The following is an 18,323-nucleotide window of genomic DNA, read 5'->3' as shown; positions in this document are numbered from 1 at the left end:
TGCCATGACCCATCAGACCCTGCCCACCACCCCGTTCAGCGGCCAGCGCCCCGGCACCTCCGGCTTGCGCAAAAAAGTCACCGTGTTCCAGCAGCCCCACTACCTGGAGAACTTTGTGCAGGCGCTGTTCGACGTGCTGCACGGCAACGACCAACCGGCCACCGGTCTCACCCTGGTGCTGGGCGGCGACGGCCGTTTTCACAACCGCAGCGCCGTGCAAACCATTTTGCGCATGGCCGCCGCGCGGGGCTACGCCCGGGTGCTGGTGGGCCAGGGCGGCATCTTGTCCACGCCCGCGGTCAGCGCTGTCATCCGCCGCCACGGCGCCAGCGGCGGCATCGTGCTCTCGGCCAGCCACAACCCGGGCGGGCCCGACGGCGACTTCGGCATCAAATACAACAGCGCCAACGGTGGGCCTGCCCCCGAAAAACTGACCGAAGCGGTGTACGCGCGCACCCAGACGCTGCAGCACATCGCCACCAGCGACAGCGCCGACATCGCGCTGGACACGCTGGGCCCACAGCGCCTGGAAGACACCGTGGTGGAGGTGATCGACCCCGTGGCCGACCACGCCGCACTGCTGCGCGAGCTGTTCGACTTTGACGCCATCCGCGCGCTCTTTGCGCGGGGTTTCCGGCTGCGCTTTGACGCCATGTGGGCCGTGGGCGGGCCGTATGCCCAGGCCATCCTCGAAGGCGAGCTGGGCGCACCCGCCGGCACCGTGGTGCACGCCGAGCCGCTGGAAGACTTTGGCGGCCTGCACCCCGACCCCAACCCCGCCTACGCCGACGACCTGATCGCCCACCTCATGGGCCCCGACGCACCCGACATGGGCGCCGCCACCGACGGCGACGCCGACCGCAACATGGTGCTGGGCCGGGGTTTCCTGGTCTCGCCGTCCGACAGCCTGGCCGTGCTGGCCGCCCATGCCACGCAGGTGCCGGGCTACCGCGCTGGCCTGGCCGGTGTGGCCCGCTCCATGCCCACGTCCACCGCGGTGGACCGGGTGGCCAAGTCCCTGGGCATGCCCTGCTATGAAACCCCCACCGGCTGGAAGTTTTTCGGCAACCTGCTCGACGCCGGTCAGGTCACGCTGTGCGGTGAAGAAAGCTACGGCACCGGCTCCAGCCATGTGCGCGAAAAAGACGGCCTGTGGGCGGTGCTGTTCTGGCTCAACCTGGTGGCCGTGACCGGCCAGTCGGTGGAGGACCTGGTGCGCGGTCTGTGGCGCGAGCACGGCCGCTGCGTGTATTCCCGCCACGACTACGACGGCATCGCCACCGAACAAGCCCACACGCTCATGGCCGAGCTGCGCGCCCAACTGCCCACGCTGGCGGGCACCACCGTGGCCGACCAGCGCATTGCCTGGGCCGACGATTTCGCCTACACCGACCCGGTGGACGGTTCGCTGAGCCAGCAGCAAGGCGTGCGCGTGGTGCTGGAAGACTCTTCCCGGGTGGTGTTTCGCCTCTCGGGCACCGGCACCGAGGGCGCCACGCTGCGCGTCTACCTGGAGCGCCACGAGCCCGACGCCAGCCGCCACGACCTGCCCGCCCAGGAAGCCCTGGCGCCGCTGATCGATCTGGCCCAGGCGCTGGCCCGCATCACCCACCACACCGGCATGCACACCCCCACCGTGATCACCTGAAAATAGGGGCGCAGACCCCCAGCCCAACCACCCCAGCAGGAGACCCACCGCATGAGCACAACACCCCACCCCGTCCCCCTGAACACCGACCGCCACATGCAGCCCCACATGCTGGTGCGCCGATCCATCGCCCTGGTGCTCGCGGGCGGGCGCGGCTCGCGCCTGAAGCAGCTCACCGACAAACGCGCCAAACCGGCGGTGTACTTCGGCGGCAAGTTCCGCATCGTCGATTTCGCACTGTCCAACTGCGTGAACTCCGGCATCCGCCGCATTGGCGTGATCACGCAATACAAGTCGCACTCGCTGCTGCGCCACCTGCAGCGCGGCTGGAGCTTTCTGCGCGCCGAACTCAACGAAATGGTGGACCTGCTGCCCGCCCAGCAGCGGATGGACGATGAACACTGGTACCGCGGCACGGCCGACGCGATCTACCAGAACATGGACATCATCCAGTCCAGCAAACCCGACTACGTGGTGGTGCTGGCGGGCGACCACGTCTACAAGATGGACTACTCCATCATGCTGCAAGACCACGTGGCCTCGGGCGCGGGCTGCACCGTGGGCTGCATCGAGGTGCCGCGCGAAGAGGCTTCCGCGTTTGGCGTGATGGCGGTGGACACCGAGCGCCGCATCACCGACTTCGTTGAAAAACCCGACAACCCACCCACCCTGCCCGGCAGCGACACCACCTCGCTGGCCAGCATGGGCATCTACATCTTCAACGCGGCCTACCTGTACCGGCTGCTGAAAGAAGACCTGGCCAACCCCGCCTCCAGCCACGACTTTGGCAAAGACGTGATCCCTTGCGTGGTGCGCGAAGGCTGCGCCGTGGCCCACCCCTTCTCCATGTCCTGCGTGTCGTCCACGCCCGACGCCAAGCCGTATTGGCGCGACGTGGGCACCATCGACGCCTTCTGGGAAGCCAACCTCGACCTCGCCTCGGTCACGCCCGAACTCGACATCTACGACACCCAATGGCCCATCTGGACCAGCCAGCGCCAGCTGCCCCCGGCCAAGTTTGTGCAGGACGCCGACGGCAAACACGGCCTCACCATCAACACCATGGTGTCGGGTGGCTGCATCGTCTCGGGCTCGGTTGTGAGCAACTCGGTGCTGTTCTCCAACGTGCGGGTGCACTCGTTCTGCCAGGTGGACCAGGCCGTGCTGCTGCCCGAGGTGACGGTGGGCCGAAACTGCCGCCTGAACCGTGTGGTGGTGGACCGCGGCTGCAAGCTGCCCGACGGGCTGGTGATCGGTGAAGACGCGGCGCTGGATGCCCAGCGCTTCGAGCGCAGCCCCGGCGGCGTGGTGCTCGTCACCCGCAACATGCTCAACCAGCTCACCGTCTGAGAGCCCCAGCGCCCAAGCCTGTGCCCCATACCGCCCGCACCATGAACATTCTGCAAGTCAGCGCCGAGTACCACCCCCTGCTCAAAACCGGGGGCCTGGCCGATGTCACCGGTGCCCTGCCTGCGGCGCTGCGCGCCCACGGCTGCGATGTGCGCGTGCTGCTGCCGGGCTTTCCGGCCGTGCTGGCGGGCCTGCAACAGCCCACCGAGCTGCGGCGCTTTCACGCGCCCTGGGGCGCTGAGCTGCGCCTGTTGCAAGGCACGCTGCCCAGCAAGCCGGCGGTGCACGCCTATGTGCTGGACGCGCCGGGCCTGCTGGACCGCCCCGGCAACCCCTACGAAGACGTGCACAAACAGCCCTACGCCGACAACCACCGCCGCTTTGCCGCGCTGGCCTGGGCCGCGGTGCAACTCGCGCAAGGCTCTGATGCCACCTGGCAGCCCCAGCTGGTGCACGGACACGACTGGCACGCTGGCCTGGTGCCCGCTTGCCTGGTGCACGCGGGCGGCGGCCAGCCGCTGCTGCCCAGCGTGTTCACCGTGCACAACCTGGCCTACCAGGGCCTGTTTGACGTGGCCCGTTTCCCCGAGCTGGGCCTGCCCTGGTCGTTCTACCAGCTGGAAGGCCTGGAATTCTGGGGCCAGGTCTCGTTCATGAAAGCCGGTCTGCACTACGCCAACCGCCTCACCACCGTCAGCCCCAGCTACGCCCGTGAAATCCAGACGCCCGAACACGGCTGCGGGCTCGACGGCCTGCTGCGCCGCCGCCAGGGCGATCTGAGCGGCATCCTCAACGGCGTGGACGACACGGTCTGGAACCCCGCCACCGACCCGCTCCTGCCCCACCGCTTTGGCCTCGGCAAGCTGCTGGGCAAAACCCGCTGCAAAGCCGCCCTGCAAATCGAAACCGGGCTGCACACCCACGCCGACGCGCCGCTCTTTACCGTGGTCAGCCGCCTGACCGAGCAAAAGGGATTGCCCCTGGTGCTCGACGCGGTGGACGCCTTGGTGGCCAGCGGTGCCCAGCTGCTGGTGCTGGGCAACGGCGACGCCCACCTGGAAACCGCCTTTGCGGCCAAAGCGCAGCAACACGCCGGGCGTGTGGCCGTGCGCATTGGGTTTGACGAAGCGTTTTCCCACCGCGTGTTCGGCGGCAGCGACGTGACCCTGGTGCCCTCGCGCTTCGAGCCCTGCGGCCTGACCCAGCTCTACGCCCTGGCCTACGGCAGCGTGCCGCTGGTGCGCCGCGTGGGCGGCCTGGCCGACTCGGTGACCGACACCCAGCCCGACACCCTGGCCAGCGACACGGCCACCGGCATCGTGTTCAACCACATGGATGCGGGCGAATTTGCCCACGCCCTGCAGCGCGCCATGGCCCTGTACCGGCACCCCAGCCACTGGCAGCGCGTGCAGCGCGCCGGCATGCGCCAACGCTTTTCCTGGGACGTGGCCGCGCGGCACTACGCCGCGCTCTACCGCGAACTCATCGCCTCCTGAATACCCCTCTTGCTGAACACCCCATGACACAGACCGCTTGCTTTTCCTACGACAGCCCGCGCAACGACCTTGCTTCGCTCAAGCAGTCGATCGCCAACAAACTCGTGTTCACCGTGGGCAAAAACCCTGCCGCCGCCCGCCCTGAAGACTGGCTGCACGCGGCCGCCTACGCCGTGCGCGACCGCCTGGTGGAGCGCTGGATGCGCACCACCCGCGCCCAGTACGAACAGGACGCCAAACGCGTGTACTACATGTCGATGGAGTTCCTGATGGGCCGCGCCTTTGACAACGCCATGCTGGCGCTGGAACTGCGCGACACCCTCAAGCAGGCGCTGAGCGAACTGGGCGCCGACATCGATGTGGTGGCCACGCTCGAACCCGACGCGGCGCTGGGCAACGGCGGCCTGGGCCGCCTGGCTGCCTGTTTTCTGGACGCCATGGCCACGCTGGGCATTGCCGGTTACGGCTACGGCATCCGCTACGACTACGGCATGTTTCGCCAGACCATCGTGAACGGCCAACAGGTGGAGGCACCCGATTACTGGCTCACCCACGGCAACCCCTGGGAATTTGCGCGGCCCGAGGTGGTGTACCGCGTGCAGTTTGGTGGCCATGTGGTGCAAGAAGGCCCCAAAGACGCGCCGCGCCACCGCTGGGTGGACTCGCACGACGTGCTGGCCATGGCCTACGACACCATCGTGCCCGGCTACGGCACCGACGCCACCAACACGCTGCGCCTGTGGTCGGCCAAGGCCACCGAAGAAATCGACCTTGGCGCCTTCAACCGGGGCAACTACTTCGAGGCGGTCGAGAGCAAGAACCACTCCGAAAACGTCTCGCGCGTGCTCTACCCGGACGACTCCACCCCGTCGGGCCGCGAGCTGCGCCTGCACCAGGAATACTTCTTCGTCAGCGCCAGCGTGCAAGACCTGCTGCGCCGCTACCTCAAAACCCACGACAACTTTGAGCAACTGCCCAACAAGGTCAGCATCCACCTCAACGACACGCACCCGGTGCTGGCCATTCCCGAGCTGATGCGCCTGCTGCTGGACCAGCACCACCTGCCCTGGGCCGACGCCTGGCGGCTGTGCCAAGGCGTGTTCTCGTACACCAACCACACCCTCATGCACGAAGCACTGGAAACCTGGCCGGTGGAGATGATGGGCCGCGTGCTGCCGCGCCACCTGCAAATCATTTACGACATCAACAGCCACTTTCTGGCCGAACTGGCGCACCTTGGCGTGCAGGTCCCCGAGCGGATTCGCCGGCTTTCGCTGATCGACGAGGTGGGCGAACGGCGCGTGCGCATGGCCTACCTCGCGGTGGTCACCAGCCATTCGGTCAACGGCGTCTCGGCCCTGCACTCGGACCTGATGCAGCAGTCCATCTTTGCCGACTTCGCCCACCTGTGGCCGCAGCGCTTCAACAACAAAACCAACGGCATCACGCCCCGGCGCTGGCTGGCGCAAGCCAACCCGGCGCTCGCCAGCCTGATCGACAGCCACCTGGGCAAAGCCTGGCGGCGCGACCTGAACCAGCTGCAAGCCCTGCGCCCGCTGGCCAACGACGCCGCGTTCAAACAGGCCTTTCGCGGTGCCAAACAAGCCAACAAGCGGCGCCTGGCCGACTGGCTGCAGCAGCACATGGGTCTGCAGGTCAACCCGCACGCGCTGTTTGACGTGCAGGTCAAACGCATCCACGAATACAAGCGCCAGCTGCTCAACCTGCTGCACGTGGTGGCGCGCTACCAGCGCATCCTGGCCCAGCCCGACGCCGACCACACGCCGCGCGTGGTGATCTTTGCCGGCAAGGCGGCTTCGGCGTACCACACGGCCAAGCTCATCATCCGGCTCATCAACGACGTGGCCAGCACCATCAACGCCGACCCGCGCGTGGGCGACCGCCTCAAGGTGGTGTTCGTGCCCAACTACAGCGTGAGCCTGGCCGAAATCATCATCCCGGCGGCCGACCTGTCCGAGCAGATCTCCACCGCCGGCACCGAAGCCTCGGGCACCGGCAACATGAAATTCGCCCTCAACGGCGCGCTCACCATCGGCACGCTGGACGGCGCCAACGTGGAAATCCGCGACAACGTGGGCGACGACAACATTTTCATCTTCGGCCACACCACGCCGCAGGTGCAGGCGCTGCGCAGCGCGGGCTACCAGCCGCGCCGTTTTCTGGACGAGCTGCCCGAGTTGCAAAGCGTGCTGGAGGCCATTCGCGACGGTGTGTTCAGCCCCGGCGAGCCGGCCCGCTACCACGCGATCTACGACATGCTGGTGAACTGGGGCGACCACTACCTGCTGCTGGCCGACTACGCCAGCTACGTGGCCACCCAGGACCGGGTGGACCAGGCCTTCCGCGACACCGACGCCTGGACGCGGCAGGCCATCCACAACGTGGCCGGCATGGGACCGTTTTCAGCCGACCGCACCATCGCCGAATACGCCCAGACCATCTGGCACAGCCAGCCGCTGGACAACCTGTCGCCGGGTGGGTGCTGAAGCGCACGCTGCCGAGCCCAGCGACACGACCCGGCCACAGCAGAGGGATGCCTGTTCGGTGATTTGATGTGGATGGAGTGGCTTAGGTTGGGTGAAAACACGGCATCACAGGGTGATGCCGCGCTGTTTCAGCACTTGCCGCAGCCGTTCGGCGTCGGGCAAACCCAAGCGCTCAAACACTGCCAAGGCATTTTTGAACAGCGCTTGCGCGGCTTCGTGCTCACCGGCATCAAACCGCTGAAATGCAATCTTCACCCATGTAACCGCCGCTTCGCGCACATCGCCCAGACGCTCGTAAACGGGCAGCTCGTTTTCTTGGCGGATGCGCAAGGCTTCATCCAGTTGGCCGCGCGCTTGCAAAATATCGGCGATCTTCCCCCAGGTAATGGCTGCTGAGCGCACATCGCCCAGACGCTCGAAAACGGGCAACAGCACTTCTTCGCGAATATGCAAAGCTTCATCCAACTGGCCGCGCGCTTGCAAAATGTCGGCGATCTGGCTACGGGTGATGGCCGCTGAGCGCACATCGCCCAGACGCTCGTAAACAGGCAATTCGTATTCTTGGCGGATACGCAAGGCTTCATCCAGCTGGCCCCACGCTTTCCAAATGTCGGCAATCAGTCCCCGCGTGATGGCGGCTGAATGCACATCGCCCAGACGCTCGTAAACAGGTAATTCTTGTTCTTGGCGGATGCGCAAGGCTTCATCCAGTTGTCCACGAACTTGCAGTATGTCGGCAATCTGACCCCGGGTGATGGCCACTGAGCGCTCATCGCCCAGACGCTTAAATACAGGTAATTGCTCTTCTTGGCGAATGCGCAAGACTTCATCCAGCTGCCCGCGCGCTTGCAAAATGTCGGCGATCTGACCCCGGGTGACGGCCTGCGCCCATGCGTCACCGCGCCGCAGATGCAGCGGCAACGCCACCGTCAGCCAGTGCTGCAAAGCAGCGTCGTAGTCACCCAGCGAAGCCAGCAAGCGCCCCAGTTCATCCACCGGGCCAACTTGCGCTTCATCATCCGGCGGTGGTGATGCGTTAAACCACTGTTGCAACTCGGCCACCCGCTCGCGCCGCTCTTGAAGCGTTCGCACATCGGGCGGAGCTGAATTGGTGGAGGGTGTGTGTGACACGCTGCGCACACCCTGCGGCAACACGGTCAGCGGTTGTTCCGTCCGAAAGCTGTACACCCCAGCGCGCCAGGCCCACAAATCGGGTGCGCCGTTGGCGGCGGCTTCAATGGCTTCGGCATCCAGCCAGAACAACAAACGTGCGGGAGCACTGCTCGCCAGCCGTTCGCGCCGCACATTAAAAGCTTCCCAATGCGCCGAATCAAACCAGCCGCGCTGCGCCAGCACATGCACCACGGTGCAACCTTTGGCATGGCGTTGCAAGGCCGTCTCCAAGGCGGACACATCGGGAATGGTGCGGTCCACCGGCAGGCGCGAGCTGTGCAGCCCGGCTTGGCGCAACACACGGTCCAGCGCCAGCAGCAGCCGCTCCCGCAACACATCGTCGGGCGCTTCGGCCAACAACCACTGGAAGCGCGGACCGTGCAGCAGGCTGCGCGTCAAGCGCAGAAAGTCGGGGCGGCAAGGCTCGGGCAGGCTGTCAGCCAGTTCACGGGCCAAGGCCGTGGCAGCGGCCAGGTCAGGTGCCGGTGGCATGGGCGCTGGGTGGTGTGGAGGAAACAGCAGCAGCGGGCTGCGCAGCTTGCTTCAGCAGGGACTGAGCCTGCAGGTAGCCCGCCAGCCGACGCACCACCGGATGGCTGCGGCGCCAGCCGCCATCGTTGTATTCCAGCAGCGCCAGGCGGTAAAGCAGTTCTTGGGCACGTTTGTCGTTGCCGCCGTGAATGGGGTTGGCATCCAGCTCAGCCAGCAAGGTGTAGTCCTCTGGACGCAAGAAGCGACGGTATTCCGAAGCCAGTTGGTTCAGCGCGTGGTCCACCACGGTGGCGTCGATGCGTTCATCAGCCCACTCGCAACACAGCTTGAGCAGGCGCAGCAACTCACGCGGATGGCCGCCGCAGTGCTCGACCAGGCGCTGGATCTGCACCTCCCCGGTATCCCCTTCCTCAAACAGACTGCGTGCCGCACGGTGCAGCAGCAGTTCGCGCAGCGCTGTCCAGCCCGGCTCCCACCGTTCACCCTCTTGGGTGTAGAGCTTGATCATGGGCAGCACGATGTCGGCATCAAGCTTGCCGCCCAGGCTGCCGTCGTACTTCAGGTGCAGCGGTGCGGTGTAAAGCGCCAGCGTCTGAATGGACAGCAGCTGTTCGGCGTCGTGAACGAAGAAGGCTTGCGTGTCGTCGCCGCGCATCTTGTCGGTGCCGTCGATGAGGAAGAGCACCCGCTCGGCCCGGCCTTTTACTTTCAGCAATTGCTCCACATGGCGAATCAAACCGCTGAAAGCCAGCGCCAGCGTGGTGAAGCGGTTGCGGATTTCCTGGCGCCATTCCGTCTTGCGGCTGGCCCCGGTGCGAAAGCTGGTGGTGAAGCTGGCCAACAGTTTGAGGATGCCGGGAATGCCGCCGCCCGCCTCCAACCCGGTTTTCAGCTCGGCGTTGAGTTCGCTGCTTTCGGTGCGGGTGCTCACGGCAGGGGCAAACCATTCGCGCAGCGGGCGCAACGCGTCCTCGTCCACGCCAAAGCCTTCGCGGGCCAGTTGTTCCAGCAGCGATTCGGCCATCGCCATCAACACCTCGCTGTACTGCAAGTTGTTGCGATCCAACTTGGCCAGCACATCCACCTCCACCACAAAGAAGTGCTTGGAGGCGTTGAACCGGCCCATGTAGCGCCGCAGTTCGGTGGTCTTGCCGCTGCCGATGTGACCAAAAAACAGCACATGTTTGTCGGTGGGCGCAAAGAATTTGTTGTTGCTGGGATTCCAGCCGAATTTGCGCGCCAGCCGGGTCATGGTCTGCTCGCTGCCCCTGGCCTCTTGCGTCGGCACATAGCGGGCGTCGCCATCCGGCAGGGCTTCCTCGTATTCGAGTTTGGCCATGACTTCGAGCGGGTTGTCGGGAGGGGTGTGGTTGTCCATTGCCGTATCGCTGCAAAACTTAAGGTAACGCGATTGTGTCCGACGGACACCGACATGGGCCAGCACCGCCTGCCGCAGTGGCCCTGCTTCACAACATCAACGCACGGCCTGGCGCTGCTCTTCGTCCACCACATCGTAAGACCCGAACACCTCGCGGGCCGAACGGGTTTCGGGCAGCACATACACAATGCCGTCCGTGCCCCGGAACGCCGGGCTCACCACGTTCTTGTAGAACAGCGCCGGCACGTTGATGCAGCCGTAGGAAATGCGGTTGTCCAATGGGCTCGGCGAGTCCAGGCGCTGCGCGCGGCGCTCGGTGGCGTTGCTGGTGATGACCGGGTGCAGCGAAATCGCGGCGTCGTAGTCCACCCAGAGAATTTCCTTGCCCTGGAGGTTGCGGTCTTGCGTGGCCACGAAGCGGCCGGCCGAGGTGGTGCGCTCTTCGGGCCGGATGCTGGACAGCTTGCGCTGGCCGATCCCGGGCACCGCCTCGTCGCCAATGGCCAGGCCCAGCAGCGCTGACGCCGCGCCCTGCAACTGGCCACGGGCGTCGAACACGAACACCCGGGCGTCCACCTTGTCCACCACCACGAAGGGCATACCACCGTTGTCGCCCGAATCCACCACCCAGTCCGCCACATGTCGGGCTTCGCGCGACGGCTCGGTCTGCCCAAAATGGGCCCGGGGGGCGTGGGGCCCAACCACCCGGGGCACGGACTGCCGCGCTGAAGCCAGGAGCGGTTGCGCCGCCATGGGCGCGGGCAGCTGCGCAACCACCGCTTCGGCCCACGCTGGCTGAGCAGCCAGCGTGATGAGCAGCAGACCCAGAGCCCATGGGCCTACCGGCGGATGTGCGCAAGCGCGCACCCAGTCCGACAACCCAGGGCGTTCCATGGTCTTGCCGCTCAATGCCGGTCCTGCTTGGGCGCGCGTTTGGGCGCCAGGTACGGCGTGGGTGGCACCTCGACGGGCTGGACCGCCGGCTGCACCATCGGCTGTACCACCGGAGGTGCGACAGGCTGCACCACCGTCACGACCGGTGGCGACACCGGTGGCACCAGCGCCAGCAGTTGCGGCGGCGTGTTGGCAGGCACCACCACCGGCGCCCAGGGCCGGTTCACCGGCGGCGTCACCACAGGGCCTTCGTAGGGGGTGTTGGGCAGCACATTGACCGGTGGCGCCACGACGACGGGCGTCACCGTCAAGTCACCCGGCTGGTAGACCGTGACGTAGTTCGACGGCACAAACGTGCCGCCCGCCGCGCTGCCGGGCGTGATGTCGATGGCATAAGGGCTGCCCACCACGGGTGCCGAGGCCACCGTGCCCGGGCTGGTTTCAACCACGCTGTCGATGGTGTCGCCATTCACCAGACCCTCCGCCGTGAAGGCCGACGGAGGCAGGGTGAGTGTTTGACCAAAGACTTTGGTCGCATCGTTGGCCGTCAACGTCAGGGCGACCGGCGTCACCGTCATCACACCGTTGACGTAGCTGATGGTGTAGTCGCCCGGGGTGAAGGTACCGCCGGTCGCGTCCGAGGGGACGATCGGGTACGGGCTGCCCGCCACGGGCGCCGTGGCCGGCGTGCCCGCGCTCACCAGCGTCGCGCTGCCGATGGTGTCGGCATTCACCAGTCCGCTGGACGTGAACTCGGTGCCGGTGAACGGGAATGCGGTGCCGTAGGGCTTGGTCTGGTTGTTGGCCGTCACCACCAGCGGTGCGGGAGTGATCACCATGGCACCGTTGACGTAGCTGATGGTGTAGTTGGCGGGGTTGAAACTGCCACCGGTGGCATCCGACGGAACAACCGGGTACGGGCTGCCCGCCACGTGGGCCGCGGCCGGTGCGCCTGCACTCACCAGCGTGGCGCTGCCGATGGTGTCGGCGTTCACCAATCCGGTGGAGGTGAACTCGGTGCCGGCAAACGCGAACGTGGTGCCGTAAGGCTTGGTCTGGTTGTCGGCCGTCACCACCAACGGTGCCGGTGTCACCACCATGGAACCGTTGACGTAGCTGATGGTGTAGTCACCCGGGGTGAAGGTACCGCCGGTCGCATCCGAAGCGACGATGGAGTAGGGGCTGCCCGCCACGGAGGCCGTGGCCGGCGTGCCCGCGCTCACCAGCGTGGCGCTACCGATGGTGTCGGCGTTCAACAACCCGCTGGACGTGAACTCGGTCCCCGTGAACGGGAACAGCGTGCCATAAGACTTGGTCTGGTTGTCGGCCGTCACGACCAATTGCGCCGGTGTGACCACCATGGCGCCGTTGACGTAGTTGATGGTGTAGTTGGCGGGGTTGAAACTGCCACCGGTGGCATCCGACGGGACAACCGGGTACGGGGCGCCACCCGCCACGTGGGCCGAGGCGGCTGCGCCGCTGCTGACCAGTGTCGCGCTGCCGATGGTTTCAGCGTTCACCAACCCGCTGGACGTGAACTCGGTGCCCGCAAACGCAAACACGGTGCCGTAAGGCTTGGTCTGGTTGTCGGCCGTCACCACCAGCGGCGCCGGTGTGATGTCGGCCGTGGTGTTCGCGGTCGAGTTCACGGTGTAGTTGCCCGCGTCGGCACCGGCCAAGCTCAGACCGGTGCCCGTCACCGTTTTGTTGTTGCCGGCGTTGGGGTCGTTGAACTGCGCCGTGCCGCCGGTGTAAATCACCGAGTCCCCCGCAAAGACCGTGGCCAGCGTGCGGCTGGCGATCACGGCGGCGTTGTTCCCGTCGTACAGCTTGTCGTCTGCCGTGATGCTGCCGACCAGCGCGGCTGGCGTGATCGTGCCCGCAGCGGTATTGACCGTGACGGTGTAGTTGTTCCCGCCGTTGCCGTCGTTCACCGAATAAGGGCCATCGGCGACCAGGGTGCTGCCCCCGGGGCCCATCACATCTTTGCTGGCGAAGGCCTGGGTCAGGGTGCCGTTCAGGGTGTCACCGGTTTGCAGGGCGAGCACGGTGGGCGTGCCTGTGGAGCTGGTGGTGCCGTTGTAGACGCGGGTGTCGGTGACTGCGTTGACCGACAGGGGCCGGCGCGTGATGTCGGCGCTGGCCTGGTAGGTGCCGGCCGCCATGCCGACCGGTGCGAACAGGTCAAAAACCGCGTTGGTGAAGGTGGTTTCAAAGGTGATCGGCTTGTCGGTGCCGACGTGTTTGGTGTCGAAATGGGCGTTGCTGACAGCGCCCAACGTGACTGCCGGTGTTATCCCAGCCTCGTCGGGCATCAGGCCACTGACGGTGGCGACCGTGGTGCCGTCGTACATTTTGTCGTCGCCTTGGCCGAACACCCAGGCCTTGGCGTCCAGCGTCCCGCCACCGGTCAGGTTCACACCGTAAGCGGCGATCTCAGCGGCCGTGCTGGCGTAGGTCACCGGGTTGAAACGGATGTTGAGCTCGCCGGTGGTGATCGTCAGGCAGTTGATGCCGCAGGTGATGGCCACGGTGCCCGCCAAAGCGCCCGGGCCGGTGCCGTCGTTGTCGGCGCGGAACACCATGTCGCCGGTGGTGACCGTGGAAGCAGCGCTCACCACGACGTTGTTGCCGGCCACGGCCGTGAGGTTGCCGGTGGTGATGGTGGTCGCCGCCGACAGGGCCACGTCGTTCACGGCGTTGAAGCTGAGGTTGCCCGTGGTGGTGGTGGTGGCCGCCGAGACGTTCACGTTGCGCCCAGCGTTGGCCGTGAGGCTGCCGTTGGTGCCGGTGACGGCCTGGTTGATGTTCACGTCGTTGAAGGCGTTCAGGACCAGCGCCGTGGCGGCGGTCCAGGTCACTGCGGCATCCACATTCACATCGCCGGCGGTGCCGGTGGCGCCCCCGCTGCTCTCCAGGGTCACGTTCGACGAATCCAGGTTCACGCTCAGTTGGGCGCCCGTGATGTCGCCGCCCGCAGCGGACACGTTGAAGTCGAATGGGTCGATCAACCACATGCCGGTGGTCCCGGCGCTCGCCAGCGTGGTGACGCGCGCGCCGTCGGCCACTTTCACATGCGCCGCCGAGGTTTCCACAAAGCCGCCATGACCGCCAGCAGGCGCTGACGCGTCGAGCGTGCCGCCCACCTGCACGGTGCCGCTTTGCATGCCGCCCATCAGCAAGATGGTGCCGCGCACGTTGTTCAGCGTCTGCGCCTGCACCATGCCGGTGTTGTTGACCGCGTTGGCCAGCAGGCTGCCCGCCACCTGGGTGGTCATGAGCACCTGCCCGCCGTCGGCGCGCAGCATGCCGCCGTTGTCCACCAGCGCATTCACCGAGCCCTGGTCCACCGTGACCTGCAGCAACCGGTCACCCGCCAGGTCCAGCGTGACGGCGTTGCCCGCCGCCAGCGCGACCGTGCCGAGCTGGGCCGCCACCACGCCCTGGTTGCTGACGTTCGCGCCCAGCAAAGCCACGTAACCGCCATCGGCGGCCTGGATGTGGCCCTGGTTCACCACCGAGCCCGCGCCCGCACCCGCAAACTGGTGGCGGTTCGCCGTGAAGTCGGCATCGCTGAGGGCCAGTGTGGACGCCACCAGCCCGCCCACGCTGACCGACGCGCCCTGGCCGAACAGGATGCCGTTGGGGTTGACCAGGAACACCTGACCGTTCGAGGTGAGGCTGCCCAGGATGCTGGAAGGGTCGGAGCCCACCACGCGGTTGAGCGCCACCGAGCTGCTGCCCGGTTGCACAAATTGAACCGAGTCGCCCGCCAGGATGCCAAAGCTTTGCCAGTTGATGGCGACTTGGGGCGTGGTCTGGGTGATCGTCATCTGGCCGGGCGTGCCGCCGATGGTGGCACTGCCAGACGACACCACACCGCCGGTGGGCTGGGCCTGCACGCCCGCGCCGCAGGCCAGCATGAGCGACACGGCCAGCACCTTGAGCCGGAAGTGGCCGCCCGTGCCCGCTGACGTGCAGGATGACATTTTCTTGCCCGCGCTGCGGGTGTTTTCAGCAACGGCCACACAGGTGCCGGTCTGTTCGTTCCAGATGGAGCGGTGAATGAGGTTCATGGATGACTTTCGGAAATGCTTCGACAAAGGGGCTTCTGCGCGGCGTCAGCGCCGCTGGGGCGCTGGCCAGGTGCTGAACCAGGTTCAGAAATACTTGACCGCCTGGACCCAGAAGCGGCCCGACTTGTCGGGCGCCGACTGGGCTGTTTCATTGCCCAGCTTGCGGGCGTAGAACGCCCGCACCATGAAGTTGTTGGTCTGCGACCAGTTCAGCCCCACACCCGCGCCGCTGAGGGTTCGGCGGTTGTCGCTCGCGTCCCAGGGGTTTTTGTTCAGGGTCACGGTGCCCGCGTCCACAAAGCCGATCAGCTGCATCTGCCCGGGAAAGGTCTGGGGCGTGGGCAGTTGCATGCGGGCTTCCAGCGTCACCACATAACCCTGGTCCGCATAGGCCTCGCCCGACGGGTAGGCGCGCACGCCGTACATGCCACCGAGCTCCATCTTTTCCGAGACGTCGAGGTTTTTCGAGGCCAGCTGGCCGTTGATGCCGGCGAACAGCGACACGCTGTTGCTCACGTTTTGCAGCCGCATGGCGCTGAAGGCCAGCTTGTTGAAGTGGCCTGCGGTTTGCGCCAGGGCGTAGCGGCTTTGCAATTCGGGCGTTTGCAGGTCGATGTTGCCGGTGGACCAGGCCAACGAATAACCGCTCAGGCCGCCACCGCCGAGCGTGTCCCGGTGGTCGCCGCGCAGGCTGGCCGTCAACACCTGCGCCTTCTTGTCGGCCACCAGCATGCTCAGGTCGCTCGGGTTCTTGTCCTGAAACGTCTTGTGGTCCAGGGACAGGCCGGCGTACAAATTGGTGTTGCGCGAGCGAATCAGTGGGTAGCGGCCATACAGGCTGGCGACTTGGGCGGTGCCGTGAGCGCCTGTGGCAGCGAATTCTTTGCCCAGTTCGTAGTCCAGCCAGCTGTACGCCGCGCCGACCGTGGCCCGGCCCAGCTGCAACTGGTAAGAGGCCCGGGCGTAGTTCAGGCCCTTGCCCGACGTCAGCACACGCAGCGAAGCCACGTCGCCGAGTCCGGCCGCGTTGTTCAGGTTCACCGTTGCGCCCAGGCGGTATTCGCCCGTGTAGCGGTTGCCGGCGTTGTCGGCATCGATGCTGCCCGTGACCCGCTGCCCCGGCGTGACGTCCACGATCAGGTCGGACGCGCCCACCGAGGCGCCCGGCGCCAGGGTCGAGCGGACGTTCACGCCCGGGATGTCCGACAGCAGCAGCAAGCGGCTTTCCAGCGGCGCAATGGCCACCGTGTCACCGCTCTGAATGCCCGCCAGCTGGCTGTGCACCAGGCTGTCCGACAGGTTGCTCTGGTTGCGCACCGTGATCTGGCCGTACTGGCCTTCGATCACCGCGATGGTGACGGCGCCGTTCTGGATCTCCTGCGCGGGCAGGTAGGCCTGGGCCACAAAGTAGCCTGCGCTGCGGTAATGCTGGGTGATGTTCTGTGCCATGCCGCGCAGTTCGCCCAGCGACAGCTCGCTACCGGGCCGAAAGCCGGTCAGGGCCAGCAGCTCGGCTTCGGTGTAGACGCGGGCTCCGGTCACCTGCAGGCGGTTGACGGTGATCTTGGCCGCATCGGACGCTGGTGTGGCCGGGGCGACACGGGGTTCAATGCGGATGGCGGGTGCGGCTTGTTCCGGTGCGGGCGCTGGCGGAATTTGCTGCAACTGGCTGCCCGCGCTGGGCAGCTGTTGGGCCAAGACACCCTGGCTCAGGGCCAGGAGGGCCACAGGCAGCAGGTGGTTTTTGAGCATGGGCTGGCTCAGGAACGGACCGCGGCCCGGCCTGGGCGTGCGCACGGTGGTCTTGGACGGTCGTTGGCGCGCGGTGGCGAAATGGGTCATGGCAGGTTCCTGGTGTGACGAGAAGGGGTGGGTCTTCACACCAGTCTGCGGGCCCCGTGACCTGCTGTCTGTGCACTGGCGCACAGTCACCCCAGCGCAGCCATGCTGCATCCTTCACGCCAGGTCCTGCCAGGACCTCAGCCCAGCCGCTCAGTTCTTCAGGAAGCTGCCGTGATCGGGGGCAAAGCAAGCGTGCAGCGGCAGCAGCGCACCGCCCAGAGCGCCCGCGTCGGAGCCGATGCTGCCCTGCTCCAGCCGGGGCATGGGTTGCAGGCCTTCCCAGTTGTAGGCTTTTAGGGCTTCGCTGGTGCGCGCCAGCAGGTTGCCCAGCAAATCGGGCGCCACCGCGCCGTCCATCACCACCGCGTCAACGTCCAGAAAAGCGGTGCCCGCCACAATGCAATGCGCCAGCGCCAGCGCAGCGCGCTCCAGCCATTCCTGGGTGTAAGGCAGCCAGGGGGCTTGCAAGGCGCGCGCGTCGTAGGCGGCCATGGGGTCGAGTGCGTGTTCGCGAAAGCGCTGCTCCAGGTCCCACAACGAGGCTTGGCTCACCAACTGCGGCGGCACCTCGCGCCCCTGCGACACCTGCAACGGCAGCGACGCGACAGCGCCCGCGTTGCCGTGCGCGCCCCGGTGCAGGTGCGAATGGATCACCAGGCCACCGCCCACAAACGTGTCCATGAACAGATACAGGAAACTGCCAATGTCGCGGCCGCGCCCTTGAAACAGCTCGGCCACGCAAGCGGCGGTGGTGTCTTTGGCAAAGCTCACGGGCAGGTCGGTCAGGGACTGCACTTCGGCGGCCAGGTCGATGTGATTCCAGGCCTGCGACTGTGCCTCGGTCAGACCCAGCATGCGGTGCCAGCCGCCCAGCTGAAAGGGGGCGGCCACCCCCACGCCCACCACGCGGTCGCGCAGCGGGCCCAGGTCTTCCAGCAGGCGGTTCAGGTTGGCCTTGATGGCCGGCAACAACACGGGAATGTCGGGGAACGGGTAGTTCAGTACCAGGCGCTGGCGCACCCGGCCGGTGAAGTCCACCAGCAGCCAGTCGGCCCCGCGCCGGCCGATCTTGATGCCCACGGCGAACGCCCCGTCGGGGTTCAGCCCGATCGGCACCGAAGGCTGTCCCACGCGGCCACGCACCGGGGCTTCGCGGGTGAGCAACTGGTCTTCGTCCAGCCGGGCTGTGATCAGGCCGATGGTTTGCGCCGTCAGGCCGGTGAGGCGGGCCAGCTCGGCCTTGGGGCAGCTGCCGTGGGTGCGCAGCGCCTGCAGCACCACCCGCTCATTGAACTGGCGCATGCCCACTTGGTTGGATCCGCGCGGGCGCAAGGGGGCCGGATCGGGGCTGGGTTCGACGGGTTCGAGAACAGGGGATTCGGCCAAGTCATTCATGGTTTGTTCAACGACGGTCCCTAAGTTGGGCTTGATAGACAGCCTTGACTGTAGCCTGAGCTTCGACGTAGC

10 protein-coding genes are annotated in these 18,323 nt (G+C 66.4%); 4 read left to right on the top strand and 6 right to left on the bottom strand.

From position 1 onward, the window contains the following. Window positions 1-4: 4 nt before the first annotated feature. The 4 genes from Q7J58_RS15500 (at window position 5) to Q7J58_RS15485 (ending at window position 7,001) form a co-directional block, all read left to right on the top strand. A complete protein-coding gene (locus Q7J58_RS15500) occupies window positions 5-1,648 on the top strand; it encodes an alpha-D-glucose phosphate-specific phosphoglucomutase (protein ID WP_304829965.1) in 1,644 nt (547 codons plus the stop codon). 96 nt (window positions 1,649-1,744) lie between these two features. Further along, window positions 1,745-2,998 carry a glucose-1-phosphate adenylyltransferase gene (glgC, locus tag Q7J58_RS15495; RefSeq protein ID WP_304830074.1) on the top strand — a complete coding sequence of 418 codons (1,254 nt, stop codon included), beginning with the start codon at window positions 1,745-1,747 and terminating at the stop codon, window positions 2,996-2,998. A 41-nt stretch (window positions 2,999-3,039) separates the two neighbouring features. Then, window positions 3,040-4,494 carry a glycogen synthase GlgA gene (glgA, locus tag Q7J58_RS15490; protein ID WP_304829962.1) on the top strand — a complete coding sequence of 485 codons (1,455 nt, stop codon included), beginning with the start codon at window positions 3,040-3,042 and terminating at the stop codon, window positions 4,492-4,494. Window positions 4,495-4,517: 23 nt separating this feature from the next. Then, entirely contained in the window at window positions 4,518-7,001 is a 2,484-nt protein-coding gene (locus tag Q7J58_RS15485) for a glycogen/starch/alpha-glucan phosphorylase (protein WP_304829960.1), read from the top strand. Window positions 7,002-7,106: 105 nt separating this feature from the next. On the opposite strand, the gene Q7J58_RS15480 is transcribed toward Q7J58_RS15485, so the two are convergent. The 6 genes from Q7J58_RS15480 to Q7J58_RS15455 all read right to left on the bottom strand — a co-directional run bounded on the left by Q7J58_RS15480 (window position 7,107) and on the right by Q7J58_RS15455 (window position 18,251). Then, complete coding sequence (locus Q7J58_RS15480; protein ID WP_304829957.1) at window positions 7,107-8,666, bottom strand: hypothetical protein; 1,560 nt, start codon at window positions 8,664-8,666, stop codon at window positions 7,107-7,109. Next, window positions 8,650-10,044: an ATP-binding protein gene (locus Q7J58_RS15475; protein WP_304829954.1), complete on the bottom strand. Its 1,395-nt coding sequence runs from the start codon at window positions 10,042-10,044 to the stop codon at window positions 8,650-8,652. The genes Q7J58_RS15480 and Q7J58_RS15475 overlap by 17 nt, the downstream gene beginning before the upstream one ends. 96 nt (window positions 10,045-10,140) lie before the next feature. After that, window positions 10,141-10,953, bottom strand: a complete 813-nt coding sequence (locus tag Q7J58_RS15470; protein WP_304829951.1) for a hypothetical protein — start codon at window positions 10,951-10,953, stop codon at window positions 10,141-10,143. Beyond that, window positions 10,950-15,014: an MBG domain-containing protein gene (locus Q7J58_RS15465; RefSeq protein WP_304829948.1), complete on the bottom strand. Its 4,065-nt coding sequence runs from the start codon at window positions 15,012-15,014 to the stop codon at window positions 10,950-10,952. Before Q7J58_RS15465 ends, Q7J58_RS15470 begins: the two co-directional genes overlap by 4 nt. 84 nt (window positions 15,015-15,098) lie before the next feature. Then, entirely contained in the window at window positions 15,099-16,856 is a 1,758-nt protein-coding gene (locus tag Q7J58_RS15460; RefSeq protein WP_304829945.1) for a ShlB/FhaC/HecB family hemolysin secretion/activation protein, read from the bottom strand. 150 nt (window positions 16,857-17,006) lie between these two features. Next, complete coding sequence (locus tag Q7J58_RS15455; protein WP_304829942.1) at window positions 17,007-18,251, bottom strand: ROK family transcriptional regulator; 1,245 nt, start codon at window positions 18,249-18,251, stop codon at window positions 17,007-17,009. Window positions 18,252-18,323: the final 72 nt, after the last annotated feature.

The organism is Hydrogenophaga sp., from assembly GCF_030656115.1.
Taxonomy (GTDB): domain Bacteria; phylum Pseudomonadota; class Gammaproteobacteria; order Burkholderiales; family Burkholderiaceae_C; genus Hydrogenophaga.
This window is presented reverse-complemented; position numbering and strand designations above follow the sequence as displayed.